This window comes from Lentzea albida (genome assembly GCF_900111005.1).
Lineage (GTDB): Bacteria > Actinomycetota > Actinomycetes > Mycobacteriales > Pseudonocardiaceae > Lentzea > Lentzea albida.
The window spans coordinates 525,174-550,969 of the sequence record NZ_FOFV01000001.1 but is presented as its reverse complement, the minus strand read 5'-3'; the positions used below and the strand labels follow the sequence as shown (position 1 = coordinate 550,969).

Sequence of the window (25,796 nt, the reverse complement as noted above, 5' to 3'; positions counted from 1 at the left end):
CGTGCGGCCGCACCGCGCACGGATGACTGTCGTGCTGTCGGCGACGATGCTCGCGATGCTGTGCGGTCTCGGCATCCCGCTGCTCACGCAGCGCATCGTCGACGGTCCGATTCAGAACAAGGAGACCGGCCCGCTGCCGTGGCTGATCCTGGGCGTGCTGCTGCTCGGGCTCGGCGAGGCGGTGCTGTTCTACATCCGGCGCAAGGTCGTGGCCCGGCCGGCGGCCGAGGTCGAGGCGCGCATGCGGTTCGACCTGTACCAGCACCTTCAGCGGCTGCCGGTGGCGTTCCACGACAGGTGGCAGTCCGGCCAGCTGCTCTCACGCGCGACGAACGACCTCACGACCGTGCGGCGGTTCGTGGCGTTCGCGATCGTCTTCCTGATCGTCAACAGCCTGGTCGTGCTGATCGGGCTGGGCATCATCGCGGCCCTGTCGCCGTGGCTGCTGATCGTGTCGCTGTGCGGGGCGCTGCCGCTGATCGTCATCTCGTACTTCTTCGAGGCGAAGTTCAAGGTCGTCGCGCGCAAGGCGCAGGACCAGGCGGGCGACCTGACGACGACGGTCGAGGAGTCGGTGCTCGGCATCCGGGTGCTGAAGGCGTTCGGGCGCGGGCCGGAGCTGTCGAAGCGGTTCCTGGCGCAGGCGCGCGAGCTGCGGACCACGGAACTGCACAAGATCTCGATCCTGGCGTCGCTGTGGTCGGTGCTGATCGTGCTGCCGGAGCTGTCGATCGCGGGCATGCTGGGCGTCGGGGCGATCGGCATCGTGAACGGCTGGATGACGGTCGGCACGCTGGTCGCGGCGGTCGCGGTGAGCGCGTACCTGCGCTGGCCGATCGACTCCATCGGCTGGTTGCTGGCGGAGACGAACCAGGCCGCCTCGGCGCTCGAACGGTACTGGGAGGTCATCGACTCCCCCGTCACCGTCACCGGCCCCGCCACACCCGTGCCGCTGCCTGCGCCGGTGCGCGGGCACGTCCGCTTCGAGGGCGTGCGGTTCGCGTTCGAGGACGGCCGCGAGGTGCTCTCGGGCGTCGACCTCGACCTGCGTCCCGGTGAGACGCTGGCGCTGGTCGGCGCGACGGGGTCGGGCAAGACGACCCTGACGGCGCTGGTGCCGCGCCTCGCCGACGTGACGGGCGGCCGGATCACGATCGACGGCGTCGACGTGCGGGACTTCTCGCTGGAGGACCTGCGGACCGTCGTGGGCACGGCGTTCGAGGAACCGGTGCTGTTCTCGGCGTCGGTGACGGAGAACGTGGGCCTGGGCGTGCCGGACGTGTCCGAGGCCGCCGTGCGCGAGGCGTTGCGGGTGGCCAAGGCGGAGGAGTTCGTGGACGCGCTGCCGTGGGGGCTCGCGACCCGGATCGGCGAGCAGGGCCTGTCGCTGTCCGGTGGCCAGCGGCAGCGGCTGGCGCTGGCCCGCGCGGTCGTCGGCAAGCCGGCGGTGCTGGTGCTGGACGACCCGCTGTCCGCGTTGGACGTCCACACCGAGGCCGAGGTGGAGGGCGCGCTGAGGCGCGTGCTGCGCGACACCACGGCGCTGGTCGTGGCGCACCGGTCGTCGACCGTGCAGCTCGCGGACAGGGTGGCGCTGCTGGTCGACGGCAGGATCGAGGCGATCGGGTCGCACCGGGAGCTGTTGGACACCAACGAGGAGTACAAGCGTCTTCTGTCCTCGATGGACGACGACCTGATCGAAGAGGAGGTGGCGTCGTGAGTGAAGTGACTGTGGCACAGGAAGAAGAGTGGCGCGGCGTCGCCGCCGAGGAGATCGAGGAGATCACGCACTCGACGGGCCTGCGCCTGCAGGCCCGCTCGCGCAGGCTGCTGGGATCGTTGCTGCGCCCGCACGTCGGCCTCGTGTCGCTGGCGATCGCCGCGGTGGTGGGCGGCAACCTGGCGGCGCTCGCGGGTCCGTTGCTGATCGCCGTCGCGATCGACGACGGCATCCCGGCCGCGATCGGCGGCAGCGCGGCGACCCTGGTCTGGTGCGTCGCCGGGTACGCGGTCTCCGCGCTGCTGATGACGTTCCTGCGCTGGGCGTTCCTGCGCCTGTCCGGCCGGGTCGGCCAGGACGTGCTGCTGGACCTGCGCGGCCGGATCTTCCGGCACTCGCAAAGCCTGTCCGTCGGGTTCCACGAGTCCTACACGTCCGGCAAGGTCATCTCACGGCTGACGAGCGACGTCGACTCGTTGCAGGACCTGCTGGAGGAGGGCCTCGACAGCCTGTTCAACGCGGCGCTGTCGGTGACGGGCATCGCGATCATCCTGCTGTACCTGGACGTCCCGCTGGCCCTGGTCGTGATCGCGGGCTTCGTGCCGATCTACTTCATCTGGCGCTGGTTCCGCCGGCGTTCGATGGACGCCTACCGCGGCACGCGCGGCGCGATCGCCAAGATCATCGTGCAGTTCGTGGAGTCCATGAACGGCATCCGCGCGGTGCAGGCGTTCCGCCGCCAGCCCCGCAACGAGCAGATCATGAAGGGCTTCAACGGCCAGTTCCGCGACGCGAACACCGACGCGCTGGGCGTGATGGCCACGTTCGTGTCGTCGGTCCGCGCCATCGGCAACGTGTCCCTGGCGCTGGTCCTCGCCTGGGGCGCCTACCGCGTGGCGGGCGGCTCCCTGGAACTGGGCGTGCTGACGGCGTTCACCGTGTACCTGCGCCGCTTCTACGACCCGTTCGACGAGCTGGCGATGTTCGCGAACTCCTACTCCTCCGCCACCGCCGCCCTGGAGAAGATCTCAGGCGTCCTGGAGGAGGAGCCGTCGGTCCCGGAACCTGCTTCGCCGGTGGCCCTGCCGCACGCGCGGGGCGCCGTCCGGTTCGCCGACGTGGAGTTCCAGTACCCCGGCACGACCCGCCTGGTGCTGCCGCGCTTCTCGCTGGACGTCCCGGCGGGCCAGACCGTGGCCCTGGTGGGCGCGACCGGTGCCGGCAAGACGACCGTGGCGAAGCTCGTGGCCCGTTTCTACGACCCGTCGACGGGTTCGGTGCAGCTCGACGGCACCGACCTCCGCACGGTCGCCGACACGGACCTCCGCCGGGCGGTCACGATGGTTACGCAGGAGAACTTCCTGTTCTCCGGCTCCGTGGCCGACAACATCGCCCTGGGCCGTCCGGCGGCGACCCGGGCGGAGATCGAGGCGGCAGCGGCCGAGGTGGGCGCGCACGAGTTCATCGCGGCCCTCCCCGACGGCTACGACACGGACGTCCGCAAGCGAGGCGGCCGCCTGTCCGCGGGCCAGCGCCAGATGGTCGCCTTCGCCCGCGCGTTCCTCGCGGACCCGGCGGTGCTGGTGCTGGACGAGGCGACGTCGTCACTGGACGTGCCCACAGAACGCGCCGTGCAGGCAGCGCTGGAAACGGTGCTGGCGGACCGGACGGCGTTCATCATCGCCCACCGCCTGTCGACGGTCCTGATCGCGGACCGCGTGCTGGTGCTCGATGGTGGCATTGTGGTGGAGGACGGCTCCCCCGAGGAGCTGATCGGTGAGCGGGGCAGGTTCGCCGCCCTGCACACGGCCTGGCGCGACTCGCTCGCCTAGGCCGGCAGGTCGCGTTCGCGCCAATGGGGATCTGGCGCGAACGCGACCTCACGACTCCGGCTGTGGGGGCGCCGGTTGTGGGAGCGGCGAGGCCGCCGAGGTGCAGGCGCCGAGGGTGGTGGCGTCAGGTCGCGTCTCCACCTGTGCTCGCTGCCAACCCGGCCTTCCCGCCATCCCCGTCCGTTTCCGCCACCCCGGCTTTCCGGCCGTTCCGGCCTTTCCCACCACCCCGGCCTCCGTCATCCCCAGCATTTCCCGCCACCCCGGCCTTTCCGGCCCCTTCGGCCGCCCACCCACCCGACGCCGGCCGACATCCGTTCTCCCCACCCCACCCGTCCGATAGGTTTCTGCCCGAAGCTCCAGACCGAGGAGGCGCAGTGGAGTTGCGAGTCCGGGACGGCCGCGCCGTGCTCGCCGGCGAAGACGAGTCCGGTGAGCGCGAGGTCGACCCGCACAGCCTGCCCCTCGGTGCCGATCTGGCCGAGGCGCTGCACGAGTGGGCGAAGGTCGCCGACGCCGTGGTGCGCACCGAGACGCCTGCCGACGGGGTGGCCAACGCGCTGGTCGCCCGTCGGGGCAGGCAACTCGCCGGCAGGATCGCGGCGGTCATGAACTCCCCGGTCAGCTACACCGACCCGGTCAGCGGCGACCTGCTCACCGTCGAGGCGCCCGAGGCGCCTGCCGAAGCCGAAGCCGTCGCGGAGGAGCAGCAGGAGGAGTCCGAGCCCACCCCGTGGGGCACCGGGCTCACGGTCAGCGTCATCACCGCGGCGATCGTCGCGGTGACGGTCGTGTCGCTCTCGCTGGGCCTGGGCGAGACGAGCCGGTGGCTCGCGCTCGTGGCGAACGTGCTGGTGGTCGGTGGCCTGGCGCCGAGCGTGTGGCTCGGGCGCAAGGTGCCGGTGTGGCGCTGGGTAGCCTACGGCGTCGTGACCGGGGTGGGCGTCGCCTGGCTCGCGCTGATCCTCACGCTCCTCTAGAGCAACGCGTAGAACGCCACGGCGCCCGCGGTCGCGACGTTCAGGGAGTCCACGCCCGACGACATCGGGATGCGGACGGCCAGGTCGGCCGCGTCGATCGCCTCGTCGGTGAGGCCGGGGCCCTCCGAGCCGAGCAGCACGGCCACGCGACGGCCGCGCAGGCCCGCGTCCGCTAGGTGCAGGGCGGACGGGCGGGGCGTCAGAGCGGCAACCGTGTAACCCTTTTGCCTCAACAGGTTCAGCGCCGCGGGCCACTCATCCGTGGTAGCGAACGGCACGCGCAGCACGTGGCCCATCGACACGCGCACGCTGCGGCGGTACAGAGGGTCGCTGCAGCCGGGACCCAGGACGACGCCGTCCACGCCCAGTGCGGCGGCGTTGCGGAAGATCGAACCCAGGTTCTCGTGGTCGCCCACGCCCTCCAGCACGGCGAGGCGCTGGGAGCCGGCCGCGAGCTCTTCGAACGACACCGCGGGAGCCCTGTCCGCGGCCGCCAGCACGCCCCGGTTCAGGTGGAAGCCGACCACCGACGCCATGACCTCCGCTGACGTCACGTAGGCGGGAACGTCCAGGTCAGCGAGGTCCAGGGCCTCGATCCGGCGGCGCACGCCGAGCAGTCCGCGCACCGGGTACGGCGAGGCCAGCAGGCGTTCCACCACGACGACACCCTCGGCGATGACGAGACCGCGTCCTCCGGGCCGGTCGGGCCTGCGGTCGGCCGTCGACAGGTCGCGGAAGTCGTCCAGCCGGGGGTCGGCCGGGTCGTTGATCTCGATCACGTCAGCCACGCGGGAAGTTTCGCATCCGACCCGTCGTGGAACAGGCGAGGTAGTCCGGAGGGCGGAACCGCACGCGCCCGACCAGCGGATGATCGCTGGTTGTTACCTCGACGTGACAGAGAGCACCGATTTGGGCGATGTAAAGCAGGTTTCCGCTGTGTCACGTTTGGCGTTCCGCCTGGCCCGCGCCCACCGGCGCCGAGCGAAGGGGTAGCGGCATGGGAAGTGAAGTGTCCAGCCGCACTTTCACCAGAGACGACCGCCAGCGTTATCGGGAGAAGATGCAGCGGAGTCTCGACGCACTGGCCACGATGCTGGCCGAAGACACGTTCTCCTTCCCCCGTCGCCAGATGGGGCTCGAGATCGAGCTGAACCTCGTCGACGACGCGATGCGTCCGGCGATGGCGAACTCGGAGGTCCTCGAGAAGATCGACGATCCCTCCTACACCTTGGAGCTGGGACAGCAGAACCTCGAGATCAACGTCCCCCCGCGCGAGCTCGCCGGGGGCGAGATGCTCGGCCTGGAGGAAGAACTGCGCCAGTCGCTCGACAGCGCGGACTCCAAGGCCAACGACGTGGGCGCCAACCTGGCCATGATCGGCGTGCTGCCCACGTTGCGGGAGCGGCACTTCGACCGCAGGTGGCTCTCCGAGTCGCCGCGGTACGCGCTGCTCAACGACACCATCTTCAAGGCCCGCGGCGAGGAGATGGTGCTGCACATGGAAGGCCCGGCGATGCCGGGCAAGGGGCCGGAGAAGCTGCACAGCTACGCGGAGTCGATCCTGCCGGAAGCGGCGTGCACGTCGGTGCAACTGCACCTGCAGGTCGAGCCCACGAACTTCGCCTCGCACTGGAACGCCGCGCAGTGCCTGGCGGGCGTGCAGGTCGCAATCGCCGCGAACTCGGCGTTCCTGCTGGGCAAGGCGCTCTGGCACGAGACCCGGATCCCGTTGTTCGAGCAGGCCACGGACACGCGCCCGGACGAGCTGAAGAACCAGGGCGTGCGCCCGCGCGTGTGGTTCGGTGAACGGTGGATCACGTCGATCTTCGACCTGTTCGAGGAGAACGTGCGCTACTTCCCGAGCCTGCTGCCCGAAACCGACGACGAGGACCCGTTGGAGGTCCTGGAAGCCGGTGGCGCGCCTCGACTTTCCGAGCTGCGGCTGCACAACGGCACGATCTGGCGCTGGAACAGGCCGGTCTACGACGTGGTCGACGGCGTGCCGCACCTGCGCGTCGAGAACCGGGTGCTGCCCGCGGGCCCCACGGTGCTCGACACGATGGCCAACGCCGCGTTCTTCTACGGCGCCCAGCGCGCGCTCACTTCACAGGAACGTCCACTGTGGACTCAGATGTCGTTCCAGGCGGCGGAGGAGAACCTCTACACCGGCGCACGGCACGGCATGAACGCCCAGCTGTACTGGCCCGGCATCGGCTGGATCCCGCCGGACGAGCTGGTGCTGCGCAGGCTCCTGCCGATGGCGCACGACGGCCTGCGCGACTGCGGTGTCTCCGACGAGGCCCGCGAGCGCTACCTCGGCGTGATCGAACAGCGCTGCCTCGCGCGCCGCACGGGCTCGTCGTGGCAGCGGGAAACCGTTGCGCTGCTGGAGGAACGCGGCCTGTCGAGGGACGCGGCGCTGTCCGGCATGCTCAAGCGGTACATGGAGCTGATGCACGCGGGCGAGCCCGTGCACACGTGGCACGTCGGCTAGCCGCCCGAAGCCCTGACGAGGAAACCGGTGCGGGCAGGCATGTCCTCGTGACAGGCCTGCCCGCACCGGCTCGAGCTAGCGGCGGCGGCCGGCCTTCAGGGGCGCCACGTCCGCACCGTCGTGCGAGATCCGGCACTCGTCCGGCGTCACGGCCTCGACCGCCAGCGTGAGCTCGCCCTTCACGCCCGTGTAGATCGACTCGCCGCGCGACGCCAGCGAGGCGTGCACCCGGTTCGAGTCGGTGAAGTCCCGTTCGTCCTTCACGCGCTTCTTGCCCGTCTCCTCGGGCCTCGTCGCGCTGCGGAGGTTGACCTCGAGCCACGCGGCGACCTCGGCCGGCGACGTCAGCACTTCCTCAGGGGTGCGTTCGAGCCGGACCTGTCGAGGAGAGGCGTGGTCGAGTGACGTGTGCTCCACATAGGCGTGCCAGTGGGTGTTGCGCATCGACCAGGTCTGTTCGACCGGCCAGTCCTCCTCGGTGGTCATGACCCATATCTTCCACCCTTCACACGAGGAAACGTGAGAAGGTCGCGGACGTTGATCTCGTGATCCACCCGCACGGCCGAAGCGAGCCGCCGGTCGTGCGTGACCAGCAACAACGTTCCCGCGTAGGTCTCGAGCGCCTGTTCCAGCTGTTCGATGGCAGGGAGGTCGAGGTGGTTCGTCGGTTCGTCGAGCACCAAACAGTTCGTGCCACGGGCTTGCAACAGGGCGAGTCCTGCGCGCGTGCGCTCGCCCGGTGAGAGCTCGCGCGCCGGCCGCAGCACGGCGTCCGCGCCGAGCCGGAACTTCGCCAGCAGCGTGCGCACCTCGACGTCCTGGAGCCCCGACGCGTCCGCCACGATCCGCAGCGCACTGGTGTCGCTCGCGAACTCGGCCCGCAGCTGGTCGACCTCGCCGACGACCACGCCCGGCCCGATCGAGCGGTCGCCCTCCAGCAGCGGGAGGCGGCCGAGCAGCGCGCCGAGCAACGTCGACTTGCCTGAGCCGTTGGGGCCGGTGATCCGCCACCGCTCGCCCGCGCCGATGGTGAGGTCGACCGGTCCGAGCGTCACGTCGCCGCGGCGGACCACGGCCTGCCGCAACGTGAACGCGACCGAGCTGCCGCGCCCCGCCGACGGCAGGGTGAGCCGGAGCTGCCACGCCTCGCGCGGTTCCTCGACCTCCTCCAGCCTCGCCAGCTGACGGTCCACAACGGACGATCGGGACGCCGTGTTCTCCGCTGCCTGCGTGCGTCCGGCGCGGATGTTCTCGTCCGGCTCGTCCCGGCGCGCCTTGGCGCTGTTCGCCCGGTGCACGCCCTGGCGCGACCACTCCTTCACCTGGCGGCTGCGCTGCACCAGCGAGTCGCGCTTCGCCGAGTACGCGTCGTACTCCTCGCGGGCACGGCGTTCGGCGTTCGCCTTCTCCTCGACGTAGGCGTCCCAGCCACCGCCGAAGACGGTGATGCCGTGGCTGAACTCGTCGAGCTCGGCGATGGCGGTCGTGGTGCGCGCCAGGAACTCCCGGTCGTGGCTCACCAGCACGATCGCGCCCTGGTAGCCGTTGACGTGGTTCTCCAGCAGGTCGAGACCGGCGGCGTCGAGGTCGTTCGTGGGTTCGTCGAGCAACAGCACGTCGGCACGCGTGAGCAGGACCGCCGCGAGCCGCAGGCGCGCCTGCTGGCCGCCCGACAGCTCGTCGGGCTCCCGGCCGTCGAGGAGGTCCGCCCGCAGGCCGAGGTGTTCGCAGACGACGTCCGCGCGTTCGTCGAAGTCACCGGCACCGATGGCGGTCCAGTGGTCGAACGCGTCGGAGTACTCGGCGCCGCCGCCCTCCGCGAGGGCCTCGGCCTCCCGTTGCAGCCACTGCTCGGCCCGCGCGACGCCGGAGCGACGCGCGAGGTGGCCCCGCAGCGACTCTCCAGCTTGGTGGAGGGTCTCCTGCGTCAGGTGGGCGACTGTCCCGGTGCTTGAGACAGAACCGGTTTCCGGTGGCAGCTCACCGGCGAGCAGGCGGAGCAACGTGGACTTGCCGACGCCGTTGGGCGCGATCAGGCCGACGCGGTCACCAGGCGAAACACTGAAATCAACCTCCGAGATCACGGTCCTCGGACCGAACGACAGCGAAATGTTCCTGGCTGTCAGCACGGACACGCTTTCGACGGTACGGGCGCTCGCAACTGGTTTACTCACCTTGTTGCTAGTAAGTTGCAAGAACCAAGAGATTGCAGGAGAAGTCATGGGCCAGTACGTGCTGCCGGATCTCGACTACGACTACGGCGACCTCGAGCCGGCGATCATCGGCGAGATCAACGAGCTGCACCACGGCAAGCACCACGCGGCGTACGTCAAGGGCGCGAACGACACGATCGAGCAGATCGAGGAGGCCCGCGACAAGGAGGCCTTCGGCTCGATCGTCGGCCTCGAGACCACGCTCGCGTTCCACCTGGCGGGTCACGCGCTGCACCAGGTGTGGTGGAAGAACCTCTCGCCCAACGGCGGTGACAAGCCGGTCGGCGAGCTCGCGGCCGCGATCGACGAGCACTTCGGCTCGTTCGACAAGTTCCGCGGTCAGCTCAACGCCGCCGCGTCGTCGATCCAGGGTTCCGGCTGGGGCATCCTCGCCTGGGAGCCGATCGCGCAGAAGCTGATCACGCTGCAGCTGAAGGACCACCACTCCAACCTGTCGATCGCGGTCACGCCGCTGCTCGCGTTCGACATCTGGGAGCACGCGTACTACCTGCAGTACCGCAACCTCAAGGCCGACTACATCTCGGCGCTGTGGAACGTCGTCAACTGGGAGGACGTCTCCGCCCGCTTCGAGGCGGCGCGCTCGGGCCAGAACGGCCTGCTGCTGCCCTGATCCTTCGGCAGTGGATGCTCCGACAAGCGCCCACGGCCGAACACGACGAGGCCCCCGCTCTGCCCAGAGCGGGGGCCTCGTCCGTTCCCGAACTGACTGCCGCTCCCACCACGAAGCGACGAGACTTAGGTTAGCCTAACTTCGGTTGGTTGGGAAGCCCTCCTGACCAGACCTCTCGCGACGAGCTCCACGACGGTCGCAACGGCGGCGGCTTCGACGGCCAGCAGCGCCAGGAGCACCACGATCTGGAGCGCGCCCGCCTGCCAGACCGGCGCGCCGCCGAGGAGCATCCCGACGAAAGCACCCGGAAGGGTGACCAGCCCGACCGTTCTGGTCTGGTCGAGCGGCGGCAGCAGCGCCTCCGCGGACGGCTGGCGGATGATCAGGCGCACGGCGTCGCGCTCGCGAAAGCCCATGGCGCGCGCCGCCTCGTACTCGCCGAAGCGGTCGTGCAGCGTGTCGAGGGCTCTGCGCGCCGACAGCGTCGTGGCGGTCATCGCGCCCCCGATCAGGATGCCGCCGACCGGGATGAGCGAGATGCCCTTCGCCGGGAGCAGCCCGATGGCGAGCAGGAAGACGAGCGCGGGCACGGTGCCCACCAGGATCGAGGCAGCCACCCAGACGCCCTTGCGACCCGCTCCGGTGCGGCGCGCGGAGGTGGCGGTCGCCACGACGGCCATCACGACGAGGAAGGCCCACGTGAGGCCCAGGTGGGTCAGGACGAACGTGATCACGGCGCTGACGGCCGCGAGCTGGAGGACGGCGCGGGCCGCCGCCGTGAGGAACGGCTTCGGGGTGGTGAGGCCGGTGAAGCGCACGACGGCGCAGGCCGCGGCCACGAAGACGACGCAGACGATCAGCAGGCGGACCCAGTCGGTGGCCAGAACCATGAGCAACTATGCGTCGTCGAGGCCCCGCTGCGCAGTTCGTGACCCGCGCCTCGCCGCCCGCCGTTGCCAGTAGAAGACTCCGTACCCGATGATCCCGAGCAGACCTCCGGACAGGGTCGTCCAGAGCAGGGTGCTGTTCGAGCGGTCGAGGACCAGCACCACCAGAAATCCGAGGAACCACAGCGCGGTTCCCCCCAGCACGACCGGCACGGGGTCTGCCAGCCCGTGCGGCAGCGCCGGCGGGTGCGGTGGGGCGGAGTCGCGTTCGGACACGTCGTAAGGAGACCAGATGCTGGACGGGTTCTTCAAGATTTCCGAGCGCGGGTCGACCGTGGCGCGGGAAGTGCGCGGTGGTGTCGTGACGTTCTTCACGATGGCGTACATCGTCGTGCTGAACCCGCTGATCATCGGCAGCTTCGCGCCGTCGGGTCCCGGGTCGCACCCCGACGTGCTCGGCAACATCCTCCCGGTCGGTCAGGTCGCCGCGGTGACGGCGCTGGTCGCCGGCGTGATGACCATCCTGTTCGGACTGATCGCCAACTACCCGTTCGCCCTCGCGACCGGGCTCGGCATCAACTCGTTCGTGGCGGTGAGCGTCGCGGCGAAGGTCAGCTGGCCCGAGGCGATGGGCCTCATCCTGGTCAACGGGCTCGTGGTGCTGCTGCTCGTCGTCACGGGTGTGCGGACGGCGGTGTTCAACGCCGTGCCGAACGAGCTCAAGGCCGCGATCGCGGTCGGCATCGGTCTGTTCATCACGTTCATCGGCCTGGTGGACGCCGGGTTCGTCCGCCGCCTGCCGGACGCCGCGAACACCACCGTGCCCGTCGGCCTCGGCATCAACGGGTCGATCGCGAGCTGGCCGACGCTCGTCTTCGTCGTCGGACTCGTGGTCACGGGTGTGTTGTTCGCGCGCAGGGTCAAGGGCGCGATCCTCATCGGCATCGTCTCGACGGCGATCTTCGCGATCGTCCTGGAGGCGCTCGTGAAGGCCGGCCCGTCCGCGGGCGTCAACGCCAAGGGCTGGAACCTCGGCTACCCCGCGCTGCCCGACCAGGTCTTCGGTGTCCCGGACCTCAGCCTGCTCGGCGACGTGTCGTTCGGCGCCTGGACCCGCCTGCCCGCGCTGGCCGCCGCGTTGATCGTCTTCACGCTCGTCCTCACCGACTTCTTCGACACCGTCGGCACGATGACCGGTCTCGGCAAGGAAGCGGATCTGATCGACAAGGACGGCCAGCTGCCCAACGTCAGCAAGGCCCTCTTCGTCGACGGCCTCGGCGCCGTCGCCGGCGGTGCCGCCTCCAGCTCGTCGAACACCGTCTACATCGAGTCGGCGTCCGGCATCGCGGAGGGCGCCAGGACCGGCCTCGCGAACGTCGTGACCGGCGTGCTGTTCCTGCTCGCGATGTTCTTCACGCCGCTCTACGAGGTCGTGCCGATCGAGGCGGCCGCACCCGCGCTGGTGATCGTCGGCGCGCTGATGATGATGCAGATCCGCGAGATCGACTTCACCGACTTCACCATCGCCCTGCCCGCGTTCCTCACGATCGTCGTCATGCCGTTCACCTACTCGATCGCGAACGGCATCGGCGCGGGCTTCGTCAGCTACGTCCTGCTCAAGGCCCTCACCGGCAAGGCCCGCGAAATTCACGCGCTCATGTGGATCGTGGCGGCGGCTTTCGTCGTCTACTTCTCGTTGGGACCGATCCAGAGCCTCCTGTCGTGACCTTTCGGCAGGAAACTATTTCGTGAGGTATGCTAACTACGTGGCGACCGATCAGCACGGACTGGCGAGCAGGCTCAGGCTTGCCGTCGTGCGCCTCAACCGCCGCCTGCGGGCACAGCGCACCAACTCGGCGGTGTCGCTCACGCAGGTGTCAGCCCTGTCCACGCTGCACAAGTGCGGACCGCTGACCCCGGGCGAACTGGCGTCGAAGGAAGGCGTGCAGCCGCCGTCGATGACGCGCGTGATCGCCGCCCTGGAGGAGTTCGGCTTCGCGACGCGCAGCCCGCACCCCACCGACGGTCGTCAAGCCATCGTCGAGCTCACGGACGAAGGCTTGTCGTACCTGCGGGACGAGATAACGGCCCGCGAAGCATGGCTGGACAAGCGGCTGGCCGAGCTGGACCCGGAGGAACGGGAACTGCTCGCCAGGGCCGCCGACATCATCGACAGGATGGCGGGTCAGTAAGAACGTGTCGGGTTACGCGGGTGGTGGAGCAGACAGTTCGCCACCTCGTCGTACCGGAATGTTCGGATCCTTAGGCATCTACAACTATCGCCTTTACGCGTCCGGCCAGATCATCTCGCTGGTCGGCGTGTGGATGCAGCGCGTGGCCCAGGACTGGCTGGTCCTGGAGCTCTCCAACGGCTCCCCCGTGGCCCTGGGCTTCGCCGCGTCCCTGCAGTTCCTCCCGGTCCTGCTGCTCTCGATGTGGGGCGGCGTCCTCGCCGACCGCATGGACAAGCGCAAACTCCTGCTCTGGCTGGAGTCCGCGCTGGGAATCTGCGCCCTGGCCCTGGGACTGCTGGACGTCACCGGCGTGGTGGAGCTCTGGCACGTCTACCTGCTGTGCCTCCTGCTGGGCGCCTTCTCTGCAGTGGAAACCCCGGTACGCCAGTCGTTCGTCGTCGAAATGGTCGGCCGCGACCAGCTCACCAACGCCGTGGCGATCAACTCGATGATGTTCAACCTGGCCCGCATCATCGGCCCGGCCATAGCGGGCGTGACGATCGTGGCGATAGGCACCGGCTGGGTCTTCCTGGCCAACGCCATCAGCTTCGTGGGCGTGGTGGGCGGCATCTGGCTGATGCGAACGTCGCAGTTGTTGCGCTCCGACCCCCTGCCCCGCGAGAAGGGCCAACTCCTCTCGGGCCTGCGCTACGTCCGCAGCCGCCCGGACCTCATGACGGTCATGCTGCTGGTGTTCTTCATCGCCACCTTCGGCATGAACTTCTACATGACCCTGGCCATCATGGCCCGCAACGTCTTCGGCGGCGACGCCGACGCCTACGGCCTGCTCTCCACCCTGATAGCCGTGGGCACCCTCGCAGGCGCCACCCTGGCAGCGAAGCGAAAAACCCCGAAGATGACCGTCTTCATCGGCTCCGGCATCGTCTTCGGCGCCCTGGAGATCGTCTCCGGCTTCATGCCGACGATCCTCCTGACGGGCCTGATGATGATCCCGGTGGGCGTGGCGATGATGACGTTCAACACCACCGCCAACGCCACCATCCAACTGGCGGTCGAACCAGAGATGCGCGGCCGCGTAATGGGCATCTACATGCTGGTCTTCCTGGGCGGCAACCCGGTGGGCGGCCCGCTGATGGGCTGGCTGGGCGAGATCAACGGCCGCGCGCCGATCATCATCGGCGGCGCCGTGTCGATGCTGGTGACGATCACGGCGTGGATCATCCTGGTGCGGCGCGGGGACATCGCGAAGCCCCGGCTGCGAAGGCGGCGGGCGGCATCGGCGGAGGCGCTGCCGGAACCGGCAGAGGTGGCGAGCTAGCCCCTGGGGTGGAGGCGGGTAGCGGGGCGCGGTGCCTGACTGGGGTGCTCACCCGCGATGCCGAAGGCGAGCCGCATGACAGGTGCGATGCCGCAGGCGAGCCGTCTTCAGCAAAGAGGTACCGGCGGTGGGGTCCCATCACGAGTCGCGCCACAGCTCTTGCTGCACCTGAGGGGTGGGGTCAAGTCGACACGCTTTTCGTCGACTTGACCCCACCCCTCAGGTGTGGCCCGCTCTTGGTGCGGCTTGTGATGGGACCCCACCGCCACCGCGCCCAAACTACGAAACCGGCGGCCGCTCTACGCAACAGGCGTGCCATCTACCTGCCCGCGGCGCTACCCCCTGATCAGATTGCCGGGGTCTGGGGCAGAGCCCCAGGGGAAGCACGCAAAGCGACCAGGCCGCACGCAAAACAACCACAAGCAGAACTCAGCCCAACAACGTCGCAGCAGTCGGATCCCCGATCAAAGCCACGAACGTGTGCCGATCCCCCCACCGCCCAGAAACCCAAGCCAGGGCCCGCCCCAACCCCTCAGGCGTGTCAGCGGAATGCGGAACCCCGTCCACCATCCACCACTCGACCCGCTGCCCCTCCACCACCAACGACTCGTGCACAACCACGACACCGTCCGGCAGAGCGACCTCGAGCAACTCACAGGCCATCCGAACAGCCCCAAGATCACCCCACGCCACAACCTCACCGACGTGATCCGGCAACCCGTCGAACTCCTCGGACGCCAACGCCAGGTCCAACAGATCGGCCAGTTCCTCCGACCCGTCAGCCAGCAACACACGAGAAGCGGGCACAACCCCCAACAACCAGGGATGGTCCAGAACGACCACGTCGTCGGCAGAGACCACGTCCCCGCTCAACACCCGAACCCGCTCAGGCGGAGCGAAGTCCAACTCGGGCAACGCCGCATACGCGCGCAACACCACCGCATCGGCAACGACCCGGTCGGCATCACCGAGCCGGTCCAGCACGAACTCGGCGTCCTCGTCGTCCCAGATCTCCAGCGACGACCGCACACCGGCCGCCCTCAGAACATGGTCAGGCAGCTCCAGATCAGGCACCACGTCGAACAGACCGTCCAAAAGCGACGCCCCGGCCAGCCGGTACGAACGCGGCGGCTTGCCCGCCAGCGAAGCATGCCGCGCGATCCACCACCCCGTGTAGCCGTCGGGCTCGGTCACCGCGCGCCACGTCACCGGATCGGAGGCCAGCAGGCGCAGGGCCGCGGGCCAGTCGGCCACCAGGTCCAGGTCGCGGACGGCCACCACCCGACGGGGCTCGTCCGGCACGTGCGACCACCACGCCGACTCGTCGGCCAGGTCGTGGTCCGGGCCGGACGGCTCCTCGTCGACCACCAAGGAAAACCCGTCCACCACCCCGACGGCGACCAGCGCGGAACGCGGGTACGTCTCGAGGATCTCCTTGGACAGCAGGGGGAACGCGTCCGCCTCGACCACGCCGACCAGGGGTGAGTCGGGCAGCAGCAGTTCGTCCGCGCGGTGCCACTCGCCGTCGGCGTCCGGCAGGGCCAGGGCACCGAGCCACGGTTCCTCGCCGGAGCGCACGCCGGCCAGGTCGACCAGGCGCAGCACCGTCTCGACCAGTTCCAGGCCGTCGAGGCCTGCTTCGGCGTCCTCGACGGACCTGGCCACGTTCTCGCGGAGCGTCGGGTCGGCCAGCAGTTCGGCGGCGCCCGCCTCGACCGCGCCCAGGCGGACCAGCAGCGGGTGCACGGCGTCCGGGTGCACGACCCGCAGGCCGGGCAGCGGTTCGTCGGCGATCAGGGTGGTGCGCGGGCCGGTGACGACGCGGCCGTCGGCCAGGGGGACGGGGAGCGAGGCCAACGCCTCGCGGACGTCCGGGTCCACCTCGGCCAGCGGTGCGAAGGCGGCGTAGACGTCGCGCCACCAGCCCGGGTCACCGGAGACCTCGGCCAGCGCGGCGACGACCTCGGCGGTCGTGACGCGCGGAACTTCCAGTGCCGCCAACGCACGCGCGTGCACGGGAGCGGAGAGCTCGGCGTCCAGCAGGCCGGGCAGCGCGTCCTCGACGAGGTCGACGAGCTCCTCGGAGCCGACGTCGAGCACGCGGGCGCGCGCGGGTTCGATCCACTCGCCGGAGGCCAGCGGCAGCCAGGCGGAGGTGCGCAGCGAACGCAGCACGGCCGTGCGCAGGCGGTCGTCCACTTCGGACAGCGGGAAGCCCGGCAGCGGCACCATGGCGGTGCGCTCGACGGCCGGGACGCGCGCCACCAGCGCTGGGTAGGCGGCCGCGGCGGCGTCCAGCACCGACCACGCGGCGGGGCCCGGCAGGATCCGGCGGCGCGAGGGCTCGACGGGCAGGGTCGCGATCAGGCGGGCGGGCAGCGACAGGCGTTCGTCGGTCGGGGTCGGCGCGTGCAGCACGTCCTCGCCCAGTGGCTCGTCCAGCGGGTACGCCCACGACACAGTCCACTGAGGACGGTGTTCGACGCCCTGGACCAGCTCGGAGGGCAGCTCACCGACGGTGCGCTCCACCAGCCAGCGCAACGAGCCGACGGTGACCACACCGTCCGCCGTGACGAAGCGCTCCCACGACTGCGAACCGACCTCGATGCGGCGCAGCCCGGGCAGCGCCAGCAGCAGGTCCGGCACCTCCGACGCCAGGTCGTCCAGCGACAGGTCGACCTTCAGCGGCAGCCGGACCTCGGTCGTGAACCCGTCCGGCACCTCCTCGACCACCGGCCAGACCAGGCGCAGCACCGGCACGTCACCGCCGCGCTCGGACGCCAACTCCGGCACCTCGGCGCGAGTGCGAGAAGCAGAGAACTCCACGCCACCGGAGACAGACACCACCCGCGGTGCGTCCGACACGGCCAGCACGGCCGCGAAGCCGACGCCGAACTGCCCGACGCCGGACTCCTTCGAGGACGCGCGAAGCGAGGCCAGGGCGGCGACGCCGGCCGCGGTCAGCGGGGCACCCGTGTTGGCCGCGCGCAGCTCACCGTCCACGAGAGTGATCCGCAACACACCCGGCGAAGAACCAGCGGCATCGGCCGCGTTCTGGGCGAGCTCGACGAGCAGGCGGTCCCGGTAGCCGCCGAGGCGCAGGTCCTCCTCGGCGTTCGCGTCCTCGCGGAAGCGGGTGGGCGAACCACGCCACGCCGAGAGGACCGAGGTGCGCAGGGCCTCGGTGCCGAACGGATCGGTCACTCCGAGACGTCCAGAACTTCCAGCTGCGCGTCGTCGTAGACCAGGTCCGCGACCGGCACCATCGGGCTGATGTCGACCTCGACCTGCGAGTGCGCGCCGCAGCCGTACTCGACGTGCACGACGTGGCCGTCCGCCGGGGCGATCTCGTTCGCGCAGACGCCGAACGCCGACCCGAACGCGCCGGCCACGCGGGTGTAGAAGCCGCAGGTGCCGCAGTGCGCGGGGGCGCTGCGGGCCATGTCGGAGCGCGGGCCGAAGTCGGAGGACGCCCAGCGCTCGGCGGCGTCGAGGCGGCCCTCGCGGGACAGGACGCGGGTGCGGCCGAGGCCGATCTCCAGCGCCACCTCCTCGACCGCCGGGTCGTCGGACTGCACGTACGCCTCGACGAGGCGCGGGTCGTCCTCGCGGGGCGGCATCAGGTCGCCGACGCCCAGGTCACCGGCGCGGACGCGTTCGCTCCACGGGACCCACTCGGGGGCGACCAGGGCGTCCTTGCCGGGCAGCAGCACGACCTCGCTGACCGAGACCGGCGTGCCCTCGCCCGCGTGGGCGACCGTCACCGCCCAGGTCCAGCCGCGGTAGCCCGCGTGCTCGGCTTCGAACAGGTGGGTCACCGAGTGCTCGTCCTCGGTGGACACCCCCACATGAGCGCCGACACGTTCCATACCGGCCTCTTCCTGCGCGGCTGCGCGGGCGAGGTCAACGGCGTCGAGGAGCATCTCAGTCGCGGTCACGCCATGAATTGTGCCGCAGGTCTTCGCCGGGACGAAAACTCGTGCCACCCTCCGTGGGGTGCGCTCCCCCGTCTGGCTGGTCGTCGTCGCGGTCCTGGCCGCCTGTTCGCCGCCACAAGAAGCAAAACCCCAGGTAGAGGTCCTGCAGAAGATTCCGCACGACACGTCGGCGTTCACCCAGGGGTTGGAACTGGTCGACGGCGTCCTCTACGAGGGCACCGGCCTCGAGGGCGAGTCGACGATGCGCGCGCTCGACCCGTCGACCGGCAACGTGCAGAAGAAGGTCGACCTGCCGCCGGACTTCTTCGGCGAGGGCATCACCGTCGTCGGCGACACCATCTGGCAGATCACGTGGCAGAACGGCGTCGCGATCGAGCGCGACCGCAAGACGCTGGACGAGCTCCGCCGCGTCTCCTACGAGGGCGAGGGCTGGGGCATCTGCGACGACGGCAGGCGCCTGGTCATGAGCGACGGCTCCGCGAAGCTGACGTTCCGCGACCCGAAGACGTTCGCCGAGACCGGAAGTGTGCAGGTCACGCGCGACGGCAAGCCGTTGACCCAGCTGAACGAGCTGGAGTGCGTCGGCGACGAGGTCTGGTCGAACGTCTGGAAGACCGACGAGATCGTCCGCATCGACCCGGCCACGGGCCAGGTGACGAACACCTACGACCTGTCCTCGCTCAAGCCGAGCGGTGACGTGGACGTCCTCAACGGCATCGCGCACGTCCCGGGGACCAACGAGTTCCTGGTCACAGGCAAGAACTGGCCGACCATCTTCCGGGTGAGGTTCACCGGGATGGGGCAGGATTGACGTGTGACGGGCGACCGCGGGTGGAGTGACGAGCCGGCTCCGAAGCGCTACCCGTGGCAGGACGACGAGTACCGGCCGCGGGAGCGCCGCGAGACGCCGTCCGGACACGGTTTCCAGCCGCCGCCACGCCCGCAGAACACCCGTCCGCTGCCCAACCAGGACCAGCAGACGACCCCGACGCCCAAACCGCCGCGCAAGCTCACGGTCACGCGCGTCGCGTGGTTCCGCAGCAAGCAGCTCTCGCAGCAGGCGGTCGCGGCGTTCCGGCGTGCGGCCCGTGCCGACGGCGCGGGGAAGTCCGGCATGACGTCGGTCACCTACGCGGTGATGATGAACTACGCCGCCGACGCCGCGATGGCCGTCGCGCTGGCGAACACCCTGTTCTTCTCCGCCGCGAGCGCCGAGTCCAAGACCAAGGTCGCGCTCTACCTGTTGATCACGGTCGCGCCGTTCGCCTTGATCGCGCCGGTCATCGGGCCGTTGCTCGACAAGATCCAGCGCGGTCGCCGTCTCGCGCTGGCGGCGTCGTGCGTGCTGCGAATCGGCCTGTCGGTCGTGATGGCGCTGAACTTCGACAACTGGCTGCTGTACCCGGCGGCGCTCGGCAGCATGGTGCTCTCCAAGTCGTTCACCGTGCTCAAGTCCGCGATCACCCCGCGCGTGCTGCCGCCGGAGATCACGCTGTCGAAGACCAACGCCCGGATGACGGTCTTCGGGCTCGCGGCGGGCGGCGTGTTCGGCGCGCTGGCCGCGGGCTTCGCGAACCTGTTCGGCTCGCCGGGCGCGCTGTGGTTCACCGCCGTGCTGTGCGGCGTGAACGCGTGGCTGTGCATGAAGATCCCGTCGTGGGTCGAGGTGACCGAGGGCGAGGTGCCCGCGTCGCTGACGTCCAGGCCGCGCAGGCAACGCATCTCGCGGCACGTCGCGGTCTCGTTGTGGGGCAACGGGTCCATCCGCATGCTGACGGGGTTCCTGACGCTGTTCGCGGCCTTCGTGGTGCGCGAGCAGACGGAGGGCGACGCGGTCCGGCAACTGCTGCTGCTCGGCGTGATCGCCGGCGCGGCGGGCGTCGGCAGCTTCCTCGGCAACGCGATCGGCGCGCGCCAGCACTTCGGCAAGCCCGACGAGGTGGTCATCGCCTGCGTCGCCACGGCGCTGGCCGCCACGATCGTCGCCGCCGCGCTGCCCGGTCTCGTCACCGCCGCGATCGTCGGCCTGCTGGGCGCCACGGCGTCGTCGCTCGCGAAGATCAGCCTCGACGCGGTGATCCAGGACGACCTGCCGGAGGAGTCGCGCGCGTCGGCGTTCGGCCGCTCCGAGACGATCCTGCAGCTCGCGTGGGTCTTCGGTGGCGCCCTGGGCGTGCTGCTGCCAGCGACGTTCTGGATCGGGTTCACCGTGCTGTCCGTGCTGCTGGCGCTGGGTCTGACGCAGACGTGGATGTACCGCAACGGAACCTCGTTGCACAGGCTGGTCCGCAGGCCCGCCCCGGTGACCCCGTAGGCTGCCTGACGTGCGTCGACTTGCTTCAGTCATTGCTGCCAGCGTTCTCGTGCTGACGGGGTGCGCGCTGCCCCGCCACTACCCCGAGGTCACGTTCCACGCGAACGGCAAGACGATCAGGGTCGAGCCTGCGGTCTACTGCGACATCGAGGGCAACAACTGCGCGGAGCGGACCAAGCCCGCGCAGCTGAAGGTCCCCGCGGGCAAGGTCGTGCAGATCTCGGTGGACGGCCAGCTCGCCGACGGCCTCTGGGAGGCCGTGTTCCTCTACAAGAAGGCGAACGGCGAGCAGACGACCACGGGCACCGGCCTGCTGGGCAAGGGCGAGAACTTCACCTACACCCTCGCCCTGCCCGACAAGGGCGACCAGCTCCAGGGCATCGAGGTCCACGAGGCCGCCGCGGCCGTGCTCGACACCGGTCAGCCGCTGCTGCGCGGCTACTGGGCGGTCGAGGTGACGAACTAACGCCGGCCGAACGCCTCCCACCACTCGGTGGGCGCGATCCGCAGGGCCGAGTCCATCAGCGCCTTGCCGGTGTCGGTGACCACCGAGCCCTGCATGGTCTGGATGAACCGCTCCATCTTGGAGATGCCCGCGGCCTGGTACTCCCTGGCCTGCAACAACAGCTCGAGCTTGTCCGCGTCACGCGAACAGCGCGCCTCGGGCGTGTGGTCGATGTCCCTGGCCGCCTCGTGCTCGGCGACCAGGGCCTCGATGTGCGCGGCCAATGGCGCGGGCAGGTGCTGGACCTGGTCGCGCGCCACGGCCTCCGGGGGCACCTTCACGTCGAGATAGAGCTTGCCGACGTACGGGATGTCGCCGATCCGCGTCTCCGGCACGTCGTGGAAGAGGCCCAGGGTGGCCGCCCTGTCGGGATTCGCGCCCTCCTGCACGGCGAGCGCGAACGCCAGGACGCCCACCCGGAACGAGTGGGCGGCCACCGACTCGGGGTGCTGCACCCCGGCGAAGAGCCACCCCGCTCTGGGCAGGCGTTTGAGCTGGCCGACCTCGTAGACGAACTCGACGATCCGATCCGCGTCAGACATGACGCCGATCCTTTTACGGATCGAGGTCCCGCGCCACCGCCCGGACGACCTCGGCGATGAGCTTCATGTTCTTCTTGTCGGACGGGTAGCGGCCGCGGCGCAGGTCGGGCTGCACCTTGTTCTCCAGCAGCTTGATCATGTCCTCGATCAGGCCGTGCAGCTCCTCGGCGGGACGGCGGCGCGCCTCGGCGACGGACGGCGCGGGGTCGATCAGGCGCACGGACAGCGCCTGCGGACCGCGACGGCCCTCGGCCATGCCGAACTCGATGCGCTGGCCGGCTTTCAGACCGGTGACACCCGGAGGCAGGGCGGCCTTGCGGACGTAGACGTCCTCGCCACCGTCCTGGGTGACGAATCCGAAGCCCTTCTCCGTGTCGTACCACTTGACCTTGCCGGTCGGCACCGCGCTCACCATTCCCTTACTCATGCACAACGAACGCGCCCGGGGCGCACCCAGGACGCGTTCCACCAGAGTAGCCAGAAGACCAGGGCGAAGGCACCTCCGTTAGCGCGACTACCCTGCACGTATGACCGCTCCGAAGTTGATGCCGCTGGCCATCGGCCTGTTCGCCGTGGGCGTACTGGCGATCATCGCGGTCTTCGTGCTCTTCGCCGCCGGCCACAGCGACCTGCCGGTGTGGCTGAACGTCCTCGCGACCTACCTGCCGGCCGTGGGCCTGGGTCTCGGGATCATCGCCGTGGTCAGGAAGTCACGCCAGAAGAAGTCCTGAGCCACTCCGGGAACTCGCGCAGGTCCTCCAGCACGACGGCCGCGCCCGCCTCGGTCAGTTCGGCGCGGGAGCACGGCCCGGTGACGACCCCGACGCCCAGCGCTCCGGCCGCCGCGGCACCGCGCATGTCGCCGATGTGGTCACCCACGTAGACGCTCGCGCCGTGCAGCTTGAGCGACTCGGCCTTGCCCGTCGACCACAGCTCGCCGTAGAGGTGGTCGACCTCCCAGCCCATGGCTTCGAGGTGCAGCGCGGCGTTCTTGCGGTACTTGCCCGTGACGACCATGGTGCGGCCGCCCAGTTCCCGCACGCACTGCAACGCCGCCGCGGCACCGGGCAGGGCGACCGTCGCGGGTATTACGACGTCCGGGTACAGCGCGCGGAAGAGCGAGACCATCTCGGGGATCTCCTCCTCGGGCACGCCCATCTCGCGGTAGACCATGTCGAGGGGCGGGCCGAGGTTCGACGCGAAGTGCTCGCCGTCGAGGTCGTGCCCGGTGCGGGCGCCCACCTCGTTCAGCACGGCGGCCATGCCCGGTCGCGGGTCGATGAGGGTCATGTCCAGGTCGAAACCCACGGTGAACGGCACAGAACCCGACTCTACGTCTTTACAAAAAATGTAACTGTGTAAAGGTGGACGAGTGAGCGACATCACCGAGCTCTTACTGGACGCGGCCGCCGACCTGCTGGCGGCCCGGGGCTTCCACGGGCTGCGCATGATCGAGGTCGCCAGTCGCGCCGGGGTGAGCAGACAGACCGTCTACAACGAGTTCGGCAACAAGGAGGGACTCGTCCAGGCCGTCGCGGTCCACAAGACGGAGGAGTACCTGACCGGGATCGCCACCCGGCTCCGGGAGGACCCCGACCCGTGGGAGGCGATGCGGTCGGCGTTCCGCTTCACCTTCGAGCAGACCGAGAAGGACCGGCTGGTCTCGGCCGTGCTGACCGGGCAGAACGCCGAGGACCTGCTGCCGTTCATCACCATCCGCGGCCACCCGATCCTGTTCCACGCCACCGAGGTCGTGGAGCAGCACCTCAGCCGGCACTTCCCCGGCAGGCACGTGCGGTTCACCGCCGAGACGACGGTGCGGCTCGCCCTGAGCCACCTGCTGATGCCGAGCGGCGACCTGGACGGCGCAATGGACGCCGTCGTGCGGGTCGCCCGAGTGACGATGAACGCATGAGTTAGGTCCCGCAGCCCCTTGTTGCCATAATCTGGCGACAAGGGGAGGTGTCCTGGTGGTCGCTGTCTCGGCGCGTCTGCGCGCGGGTGCGGCGTTGCTCGGTCCGGCGTTCGTCGCCGCGATCGCGTACGTCGATCCGGGGAACGTGGCCACCAACACCGCGGCGGGCGCGACGTACGGGTACCTGCTGGTGTGGGTGCTCGTCGTCGCGAACGTCATGGCCGGGCTCGTGCAGTACCTGTCGGCCAAGCTCGGCCTGGTGACCGGGAAGTCGTTGCCGGAGGCGGTGCGCGACCACCTGCCACGGCCCGTGCGGCTCGCCTACTGGGGGCAGGCCGAGGTCGTGGCGATGGCGACCGACCTGGCCGAGGTGCTCGGCGGGGCGATCGCGCTGCACCTGCTGTTCGACCTGCCGCTGCTGCTCGGTGGCGTGATCACCGGTGTGGTGTCGACGCTCCTGTTGCTGGTGCAGGACAGGCGCGGACAGAAGCCGTTCGAGCGCGTGATCACCACGATGCTGGTCGTGATCGCGGTCGGGTTCGTGGCGGGGCTTTTCGTTGCGCCGCCGTCGGTTGCGGGTGCGGTCTCCGGGCTGGTGCCGCGCTTCGACGGCGCGAACAGCGTGCTGCTCGCCGCGGGCATGCTCGGCGCGACCGTGATGCCGCACGCGGTCTACCTGCACTCCGCCCTCGCCCGCGACCGGCACGGCAGGAACCCGTCGGTGCTGGGCGCGACCAAGGTCGACGTCGTGGTGGCAATGGTGCTCGCGGGCGCGGTGAACATGGCCATGCTGCTGCTCGCGGCGTCCGCCTTGCAGGGCCGCGAAGGCGTTGACACGCTGGAAGGTGCGCACGCGGCCGTCGGCTCCACGCTGGGTGGCGGGATCGCGCTGCTGTTCGCGCTCGGCTTGCTGGCGTCGGGTTTCGCGTCCACGGCCGTGGGGTGTTACGCCGGCGCGGTGGTGATGGACGGCCTGCTGCGCGTGCGGATTCCCTTGCTGGCACGGCGTTCGGTCACGCTGGTGCCCGCGCTCGCGATCCTGGCGTTCGGGGTCGACCCGACGTTCGCGCTGGTGCTGTCGCAGGTCGTGCTGTCGTTCGGCATCCCGTTCGCACTGGTGCCGCTGGTCTGGCTGACCGCGCGCCGGTCCGTGATGGGTTCGCACACGAACCGGCGCGTCGTCACGCACGCCGCGTGGGCCGTGGCCTTCGCGGTCGTGGTGCTGAACGTGGCGCTGATCTACCTGACGGTCGCGTAGCTGACACCGACCTGGCGCAGCGCCTCCTCCAGCGTGCGCATGACCTCCAGGGTGTTGTCCCAGGTGATCGACGGGTTCTGGGTGAGGCCGGCGGCGATGCTCTCCTCGACCGCGCGGATCTGGTGCGCGTAGCCCTCGTCCTCGATCGCGTGCTCGACACCGTTGATCACGACGGCGGTCGGGTTGAACATCGGGTCGACGAGCTCGATGCGGCCCTCGGTGCCGATGATCTCCGCGCGCGCACCGGTGTTGGCGACGAGCGAGCAGCTGAGCAGCGCGTGCGCGCCGTTGTCGTAGGCCAGCAGGATGCCCGCGTCGGCGTCCACTCCGGTCGGCGCGAGGGCGCCGTGCGCGTGGACGTGCGCCGGCACGCCGAGGAACTGGTGCGCGAGCGCGACCGGGTAGACGCCGAGGTCGAGGGTCGCGCCACCGCCTGCTTCCTTGGCCCACAGGCGGTCGCCGTCGCTGAAGGCGTGCCGGAAGCCGAAGTCGGCGCGGATCAGCCGGACCTCGCCGATCTCCCCGTTCCGCACGGCGTCGTGGGCCTTGCGGACCAGCGGGTTGAACCGCGTCCACATGGCCTCCATGAGGAAGAGGTCCTTCGACCGCGCCCGCTCGACCATCTCCTCCGCGTCCGCCACCGAGAGGGCGAAGGCCTTCTCGCACAGCACGTGCTTGCCGGCGTCGAGCGCGGCGAGCGTGACCTCGTGGTGCTGGCCGTGCGGCGTCGCGACGTAGACGACCTCCACGTCGAGATCCGCGAGCAGCTCGCGGTAGTCGCCGTACGCGCGCTCGACGCCGAAGCGGTCGGCGAACGCCCGCGCCTTCGTGACGTCGCGGGAGGACACCGCGAGAACCGTGACGCCCTCGACCTTCAGCATGTCGGCGGTCACGGCCTGCGCGATTCCGCCTGTTGCGATCACACCCCACTTCATGCGGTGAGCCTAGTGCCGTGACCGCCTACCTCCACCGCGTCTTCCGGCGCTCAGCAGGGCACCTTGCGGCACCCGTCTGACCGTCGCAATACGAGGCAAGGCAGGCGGCCACGGCACTA

Annotated in this window: 25 protein-coding genes; 14 read left to right on the top strand and 11 right to left on the bottom strand. The window is 69.9% G+C overall.

Translation table 11 applies throughout. From position 1 onward, the window contains the following. Window positions 1–22 precede the first annotated feature (22 nt). From BMY74_RS02790 to BMY74_RS02780, 3 genes are all read left to right on the top strand, one after another. Window positions 23–1,720, top strand: a complete 1,698-nt coding sequence (locus tag BMY74_RS02790; protein WP_245785850.1) for an ABC transporter ATP-binding protein — start codon at window positions 23–25, stop codon at window positions 1,718–1,720. Further along, complete coding sequence (locus tag BMY74_RS02785; RefSeq protein WP_089908845.1) at window positions 1,717–3,552, top strand: ABC transporter ATP-binding protein; 1,836 nt, start codon at window positions 1,717–1,719, stop codon at window positions 3,550–3,552. The genes BMY74_RS02790 and BMY74_RS02785 overlap by 4 nt, the downstream gene beginning before the upstream one ends. A gap of 377 nt (window positions 3,553–3,929) precedes the next feature. Beyond that, window positions 3,930–4,532 (top strand): DUF2537 domain-containing protein, encoded by a 603-nt coding sequence (locus BMY74_RS02780; RefSeq protein WP_089908842.1) that lies wholly within the window; start codon window positions 3,930–3,932, stop codon window positions 4,530–4,532. On the opposite strand, the gene BMY74_RS02775 is transcribed toward BMY74_RS02780, so the two are convergent. Continuing rightward, window positions 4,529–5,320 carry a TrmH family RNA methyltransferase gene (locus BMY74_RS02775; RefSeq protein WP_089908839.1) on the bottom strand — a complete coding sequence of 264 codons (792 nt, stop codon included), beginning with the start codon at window positions 5,318–5,320 and terminating at the stop codon, window positions 4,529–4,531. The two genes, BMY74_RS02780 and BMY74_RS02775, sit on opposite strands and share 4 nt — an antisense overlap. 209 nt (window positions 5,321–5,529) lie before the next feature. Here BMY74_RS02775 and BMY74_RS02770 point away from each other — a divergent pair, with 209 nt between their 5' ends. Then, a complete protein-coding gene (locus tag BMY74_RS02770) occupies window positions 5,530–7,026 on the top strand; it encodes a glutamate-cysteine ligase family protein (protein ID WP_089908837.1) in 1,497 nt (498 codons plus the stop codon). Between the two features lie 75 nt (window positions 7,027–7,101). Here BMY74_RS02770 and BMY74_RS02765 read toward each other — a convergent pair whose 3' ends face one another. Next, on the bottom strand, window positions 7,102–7,512 hold the full coding sequence (locus BMY74_RS02765) for a hypothetical protein (protein WP_030467775.1): 411 nt from the start codon (window positions 7,510–7,512) through the stop codon (window positions 7,102–7,104). Next, window positions 7,509–9,161, bottom strand: a complete 1,653-nt coding sequence (locus BMY74_RS02760) for an ABC-F family ATP-binding cassette domain-containing protein (protein WP_245785849.1) — start codon at window positions 9,159–9,161, stop codon at window positions 7,509–7,511. Before BMY74_RS02760 ends, BMY74_RS02765 begins: the two co-directional genes overlap by 4 nt. Window positions 9,162–9,246: 85 nt before the next feature. On the opposite strand from BMY74_RS02760, the gene BMY74_RS02755 reads away from it, so the two are divergent. Beyond that, a complete protein-coding gene (locus BMY74_RS02755; protein WP_089908832.1) occupies window positions 9,247–9,870 on the top strand; it encodes a superoxide dismutase in 624 nt (207 codons plus the stop codon). A 125-nt stretch (window positions 9,871–9,995) separates the two neighbouring features. Here the strand turns inward: BMY74_RS02755 and BMY74_RS02750 are convergent, their stop codons facing one another. Both BMY74_RS02750 and BMY74_RS02745 read right to left on the bottom strand, forming a co-directional pair. Further along, window positions 9,996–10,760, bottom strand: coding sequence for an ABC transporter permease (locus BMY74_RS02750; protein ID WP_089910355.1), 765 nt, complete (start codon window positions 10,758–10,760; stop codon window positions 9,996–9,998). A gap of 6 nt (window positions 10,761–10,766) precedes the next feature. Continuing rightward, the gene (locus BMY74_RS02745) at window positions 10,767–11,033 is read right to left on the bottom strand and encodes a DUF2530 domain-containing protein (RefSeq protein WP_245785848.1); all 267 of its coding nucleotides are present in this window, start codon (window positions 11,031–11,033) and stop codon (window positions 10,767–10,769) included. A 16-nt stretch (window positions 11,034–11,049) separates the two neighbouring features. Between BMY74_RS02745 and BMY74_RS02740 the strand changes: the two genes are divergently transcribed. The 3 genes from BMY74_RS02740 to BMY74_RS02730 are packed head-to-tail and all read left to right on the top strand — an operon-like array spanning window position 11,050 to window position 14,270. Then, a complete protein-coding gene (locus BMY74_RS02740; protein ID WP_089908825.1) occupies window positions 11,050–12,483 on the top strand; it encodes an NCS2 family permease in 1,434 nt (477 codons plus the stop codon). A gap of 40 nt (window positions 12,484–12,523) precedes the next feature. Further along, window positions 12,524–12,949 carry a MarR family winged helix-turn-helix transcriptional regulator gene (locus tag BMY74_RS02735; protein ID WP_089908822.1) on the top strand — a complete coding sequence of 142 codons (426 nt, stop codon included), beginning with the start codon at window positions 12,524–12,526 and terminating at the stop codon, window positions 12,947–12,949. 58 nt (window positions 12,950–13,007) lie between these two features. Beyond that, complete coding sequence (locus BMY74_RS02730) at window positions 13,008–14,270, top strand: MFS transporter (RefSeq protein ID WP_089908819.1); 1,263 nt, start codon at window positions 13,008–13,010, stop codon at window positions 14,268–14,270. Between the two features lie 429 nt (window positions 14,271–14,699). Here BMY74_RS02730 and BMY74_RS02725 read toward each other — a convergent pair whose 3' ends face one another. Further along, the gene (locus tag BMY74_RS02725) at window positions 14,700–17,474 is read right to left on the bottom strand and encodes a sacsin N-terminal ATP-binding-like domain-containing protein (protein ID WP_089908817.1); all 2,775 of its coding nucleotides are present in this window, start codon (window positions 17,472–17,474) and stop codon (window positions 14,700–14,702) included. After that, window positions 17,471–18,208 (bottom strand): DUF3027 domain-containing protein, encoded by a 738-nt coding sequence (locus BMY74_RS02720; RefSeq protein ID WP_245785847.1) that lies wholly within the window; start codon window positions 18,206–18,208, stop codon window positions 17,471–17,473. Before BMY74_RS02720 ends, BMY74_RS02725 begins: the two co-directional genes overlap by 4 nt. A gap of 58 nt (window positions 18,209–18,266) precedes the next feature. Between BMY74_RS02720 and BMY74_RS02715 the strand changes: the two genes are divergently transcribed. From BMY74_RS02715 to BMY74_RS02705, 3 genes are read left to right on the top strand one after another with little or no spacing between them, the layout of a single operon-like run. After that, window positions 18,267–19,019: a glutaminyl-peptide cyclotransferase gene (locus BMY74_RS02715; RefSeq protein WP_089908814.1), complete on the top strand. Its 753-nt coding sequence runs from the start codon at window positions 18,267–18,269 to the stop codon at window positions 19,017–19,019. Between the two features lie 3 nt (window positions 19,020–19,022). Beyond that, entirely contained in the window at window positions 19,023–20,522 is a 1,500-nt protein-coding gene (locus tag BMY74_RS02710) for an MFS transporter (RefSeq protein ID WP_089908811.1), read from the top strand. A 10-nt stretch (window positions 20,523–20,532) separates the two neighbouring features. Further along, window positions 20,533–20,988, top strand: coding sequence for a DUF2771 family protein (locus BMY74_RS02705; protein WP_177229535.1), 456 nt, complete (start codon window positions 20,533–20,535; stop codon window positions 20,986–20,988). Here the strand turns inward: BMY74_RS02705 and BMY74_RS02700 are convergent. Continuing rightward, window positions 20,985–21,569, bottom strand: coding sequence for an HD domain-containing protein (locus tag BMY74_RS02700; protein WP_089908805.1), 585 nt, complete (start codon window positions 21,567–21,569; stop codon window positions 20,985–20,987). The two genes, BMY74_RS02705 and BMY74_RS02700, sit on opposite strands and share 4 nt — an antisense overlap. Window positions 21,570–21,582: 13 nt before the next feature. After that, window positions 21,583–21,972, bottom strand: a complete 390-nt coding sequence (locus BMY74_RS02695) for a cold-shock protein (RefSeq protein ID WP_089910349.1) — start codon at window positions 21,970–21,972, stop codon at window positions 21,583–21,585. 124 nt (window positions 21,973–22,096) lie between these two features. Between BMY74_RS02695 and BMY74_RS02690 the strand changes: the two genes are divergently transcribed. After that, window positions 22,097–22,300, top strand: coding sequence for a hypothetical protein (locus BMY74_RS02690; protein ID WP_089908802.1), 204 nt, complete (start codon window positions 22,097–22,099; stop codon window positions 22,298–22,300). On the opposite strand, the gene BMY74_RS02685 is transcribed toward BMY74_RS02690, so the two are convergent. Then, window positions 22,272–22,889: an HAD family hydrolase gene (locus BMY74_RS02685; protein ID WP_089908796.1), complete on the bottom strand. Its 618-nt coding sequence runs from the start codon at window positions 22,887–22,889 to the stop codon at window positions 22,272–22,274. The genes BMY74_RS02690 and BMY74_RS02685 overlap by 29 nt on opposite strands. A 52-nt stretch (window positions 22,890–22,941) precedes the next feature. Between BMY74_RS02685 and BMY74_RS02680 the strand changes: the two genes are divergently transcribed. Then, complete coding sequence (locus BMY74_RS02680; RefSeq protein ID WP_177229534.1) at window positions 22,942–23,484, top strand: TetR/AcrR family transcriptional regulator; 543 nt, start codon at window positions 22,942–22,944, stop codon at window positions 23,482–23,484. Between the two features lie 55 nt (window positions 23,485–23,539). Next, complete coding sequence (locus BMY74_RS02675; protein ID WP_245785846.1) at window positions 23,540–24,742, top strand: Nramp family divalent metal transporter; 1,203 nt, start codon at window positions 23,540–23,542, stop codon at window positions 24,740–24,742. On the opposite strand, the gene BMY74_RS02670 is transcribed toward BMY74_RS02675, so the two are convergent. Next, window positions 24,724–25,677, bottom strand: coding sequence for a Gfo/Idh/MocA family protein (locus BMY74_RS02670; RefSeq protein ID WP_089908787.1), 954 nt, complete (start codon window positions 25,675–25,677; stop codon window positions 24,724–24,726). The genes BMY74_RS02675 and BMY74_RS02670 overlap by 19 nt on opposite strands. Window positions 25,678–25,796 lie beyond the last annotated feature (119 nt).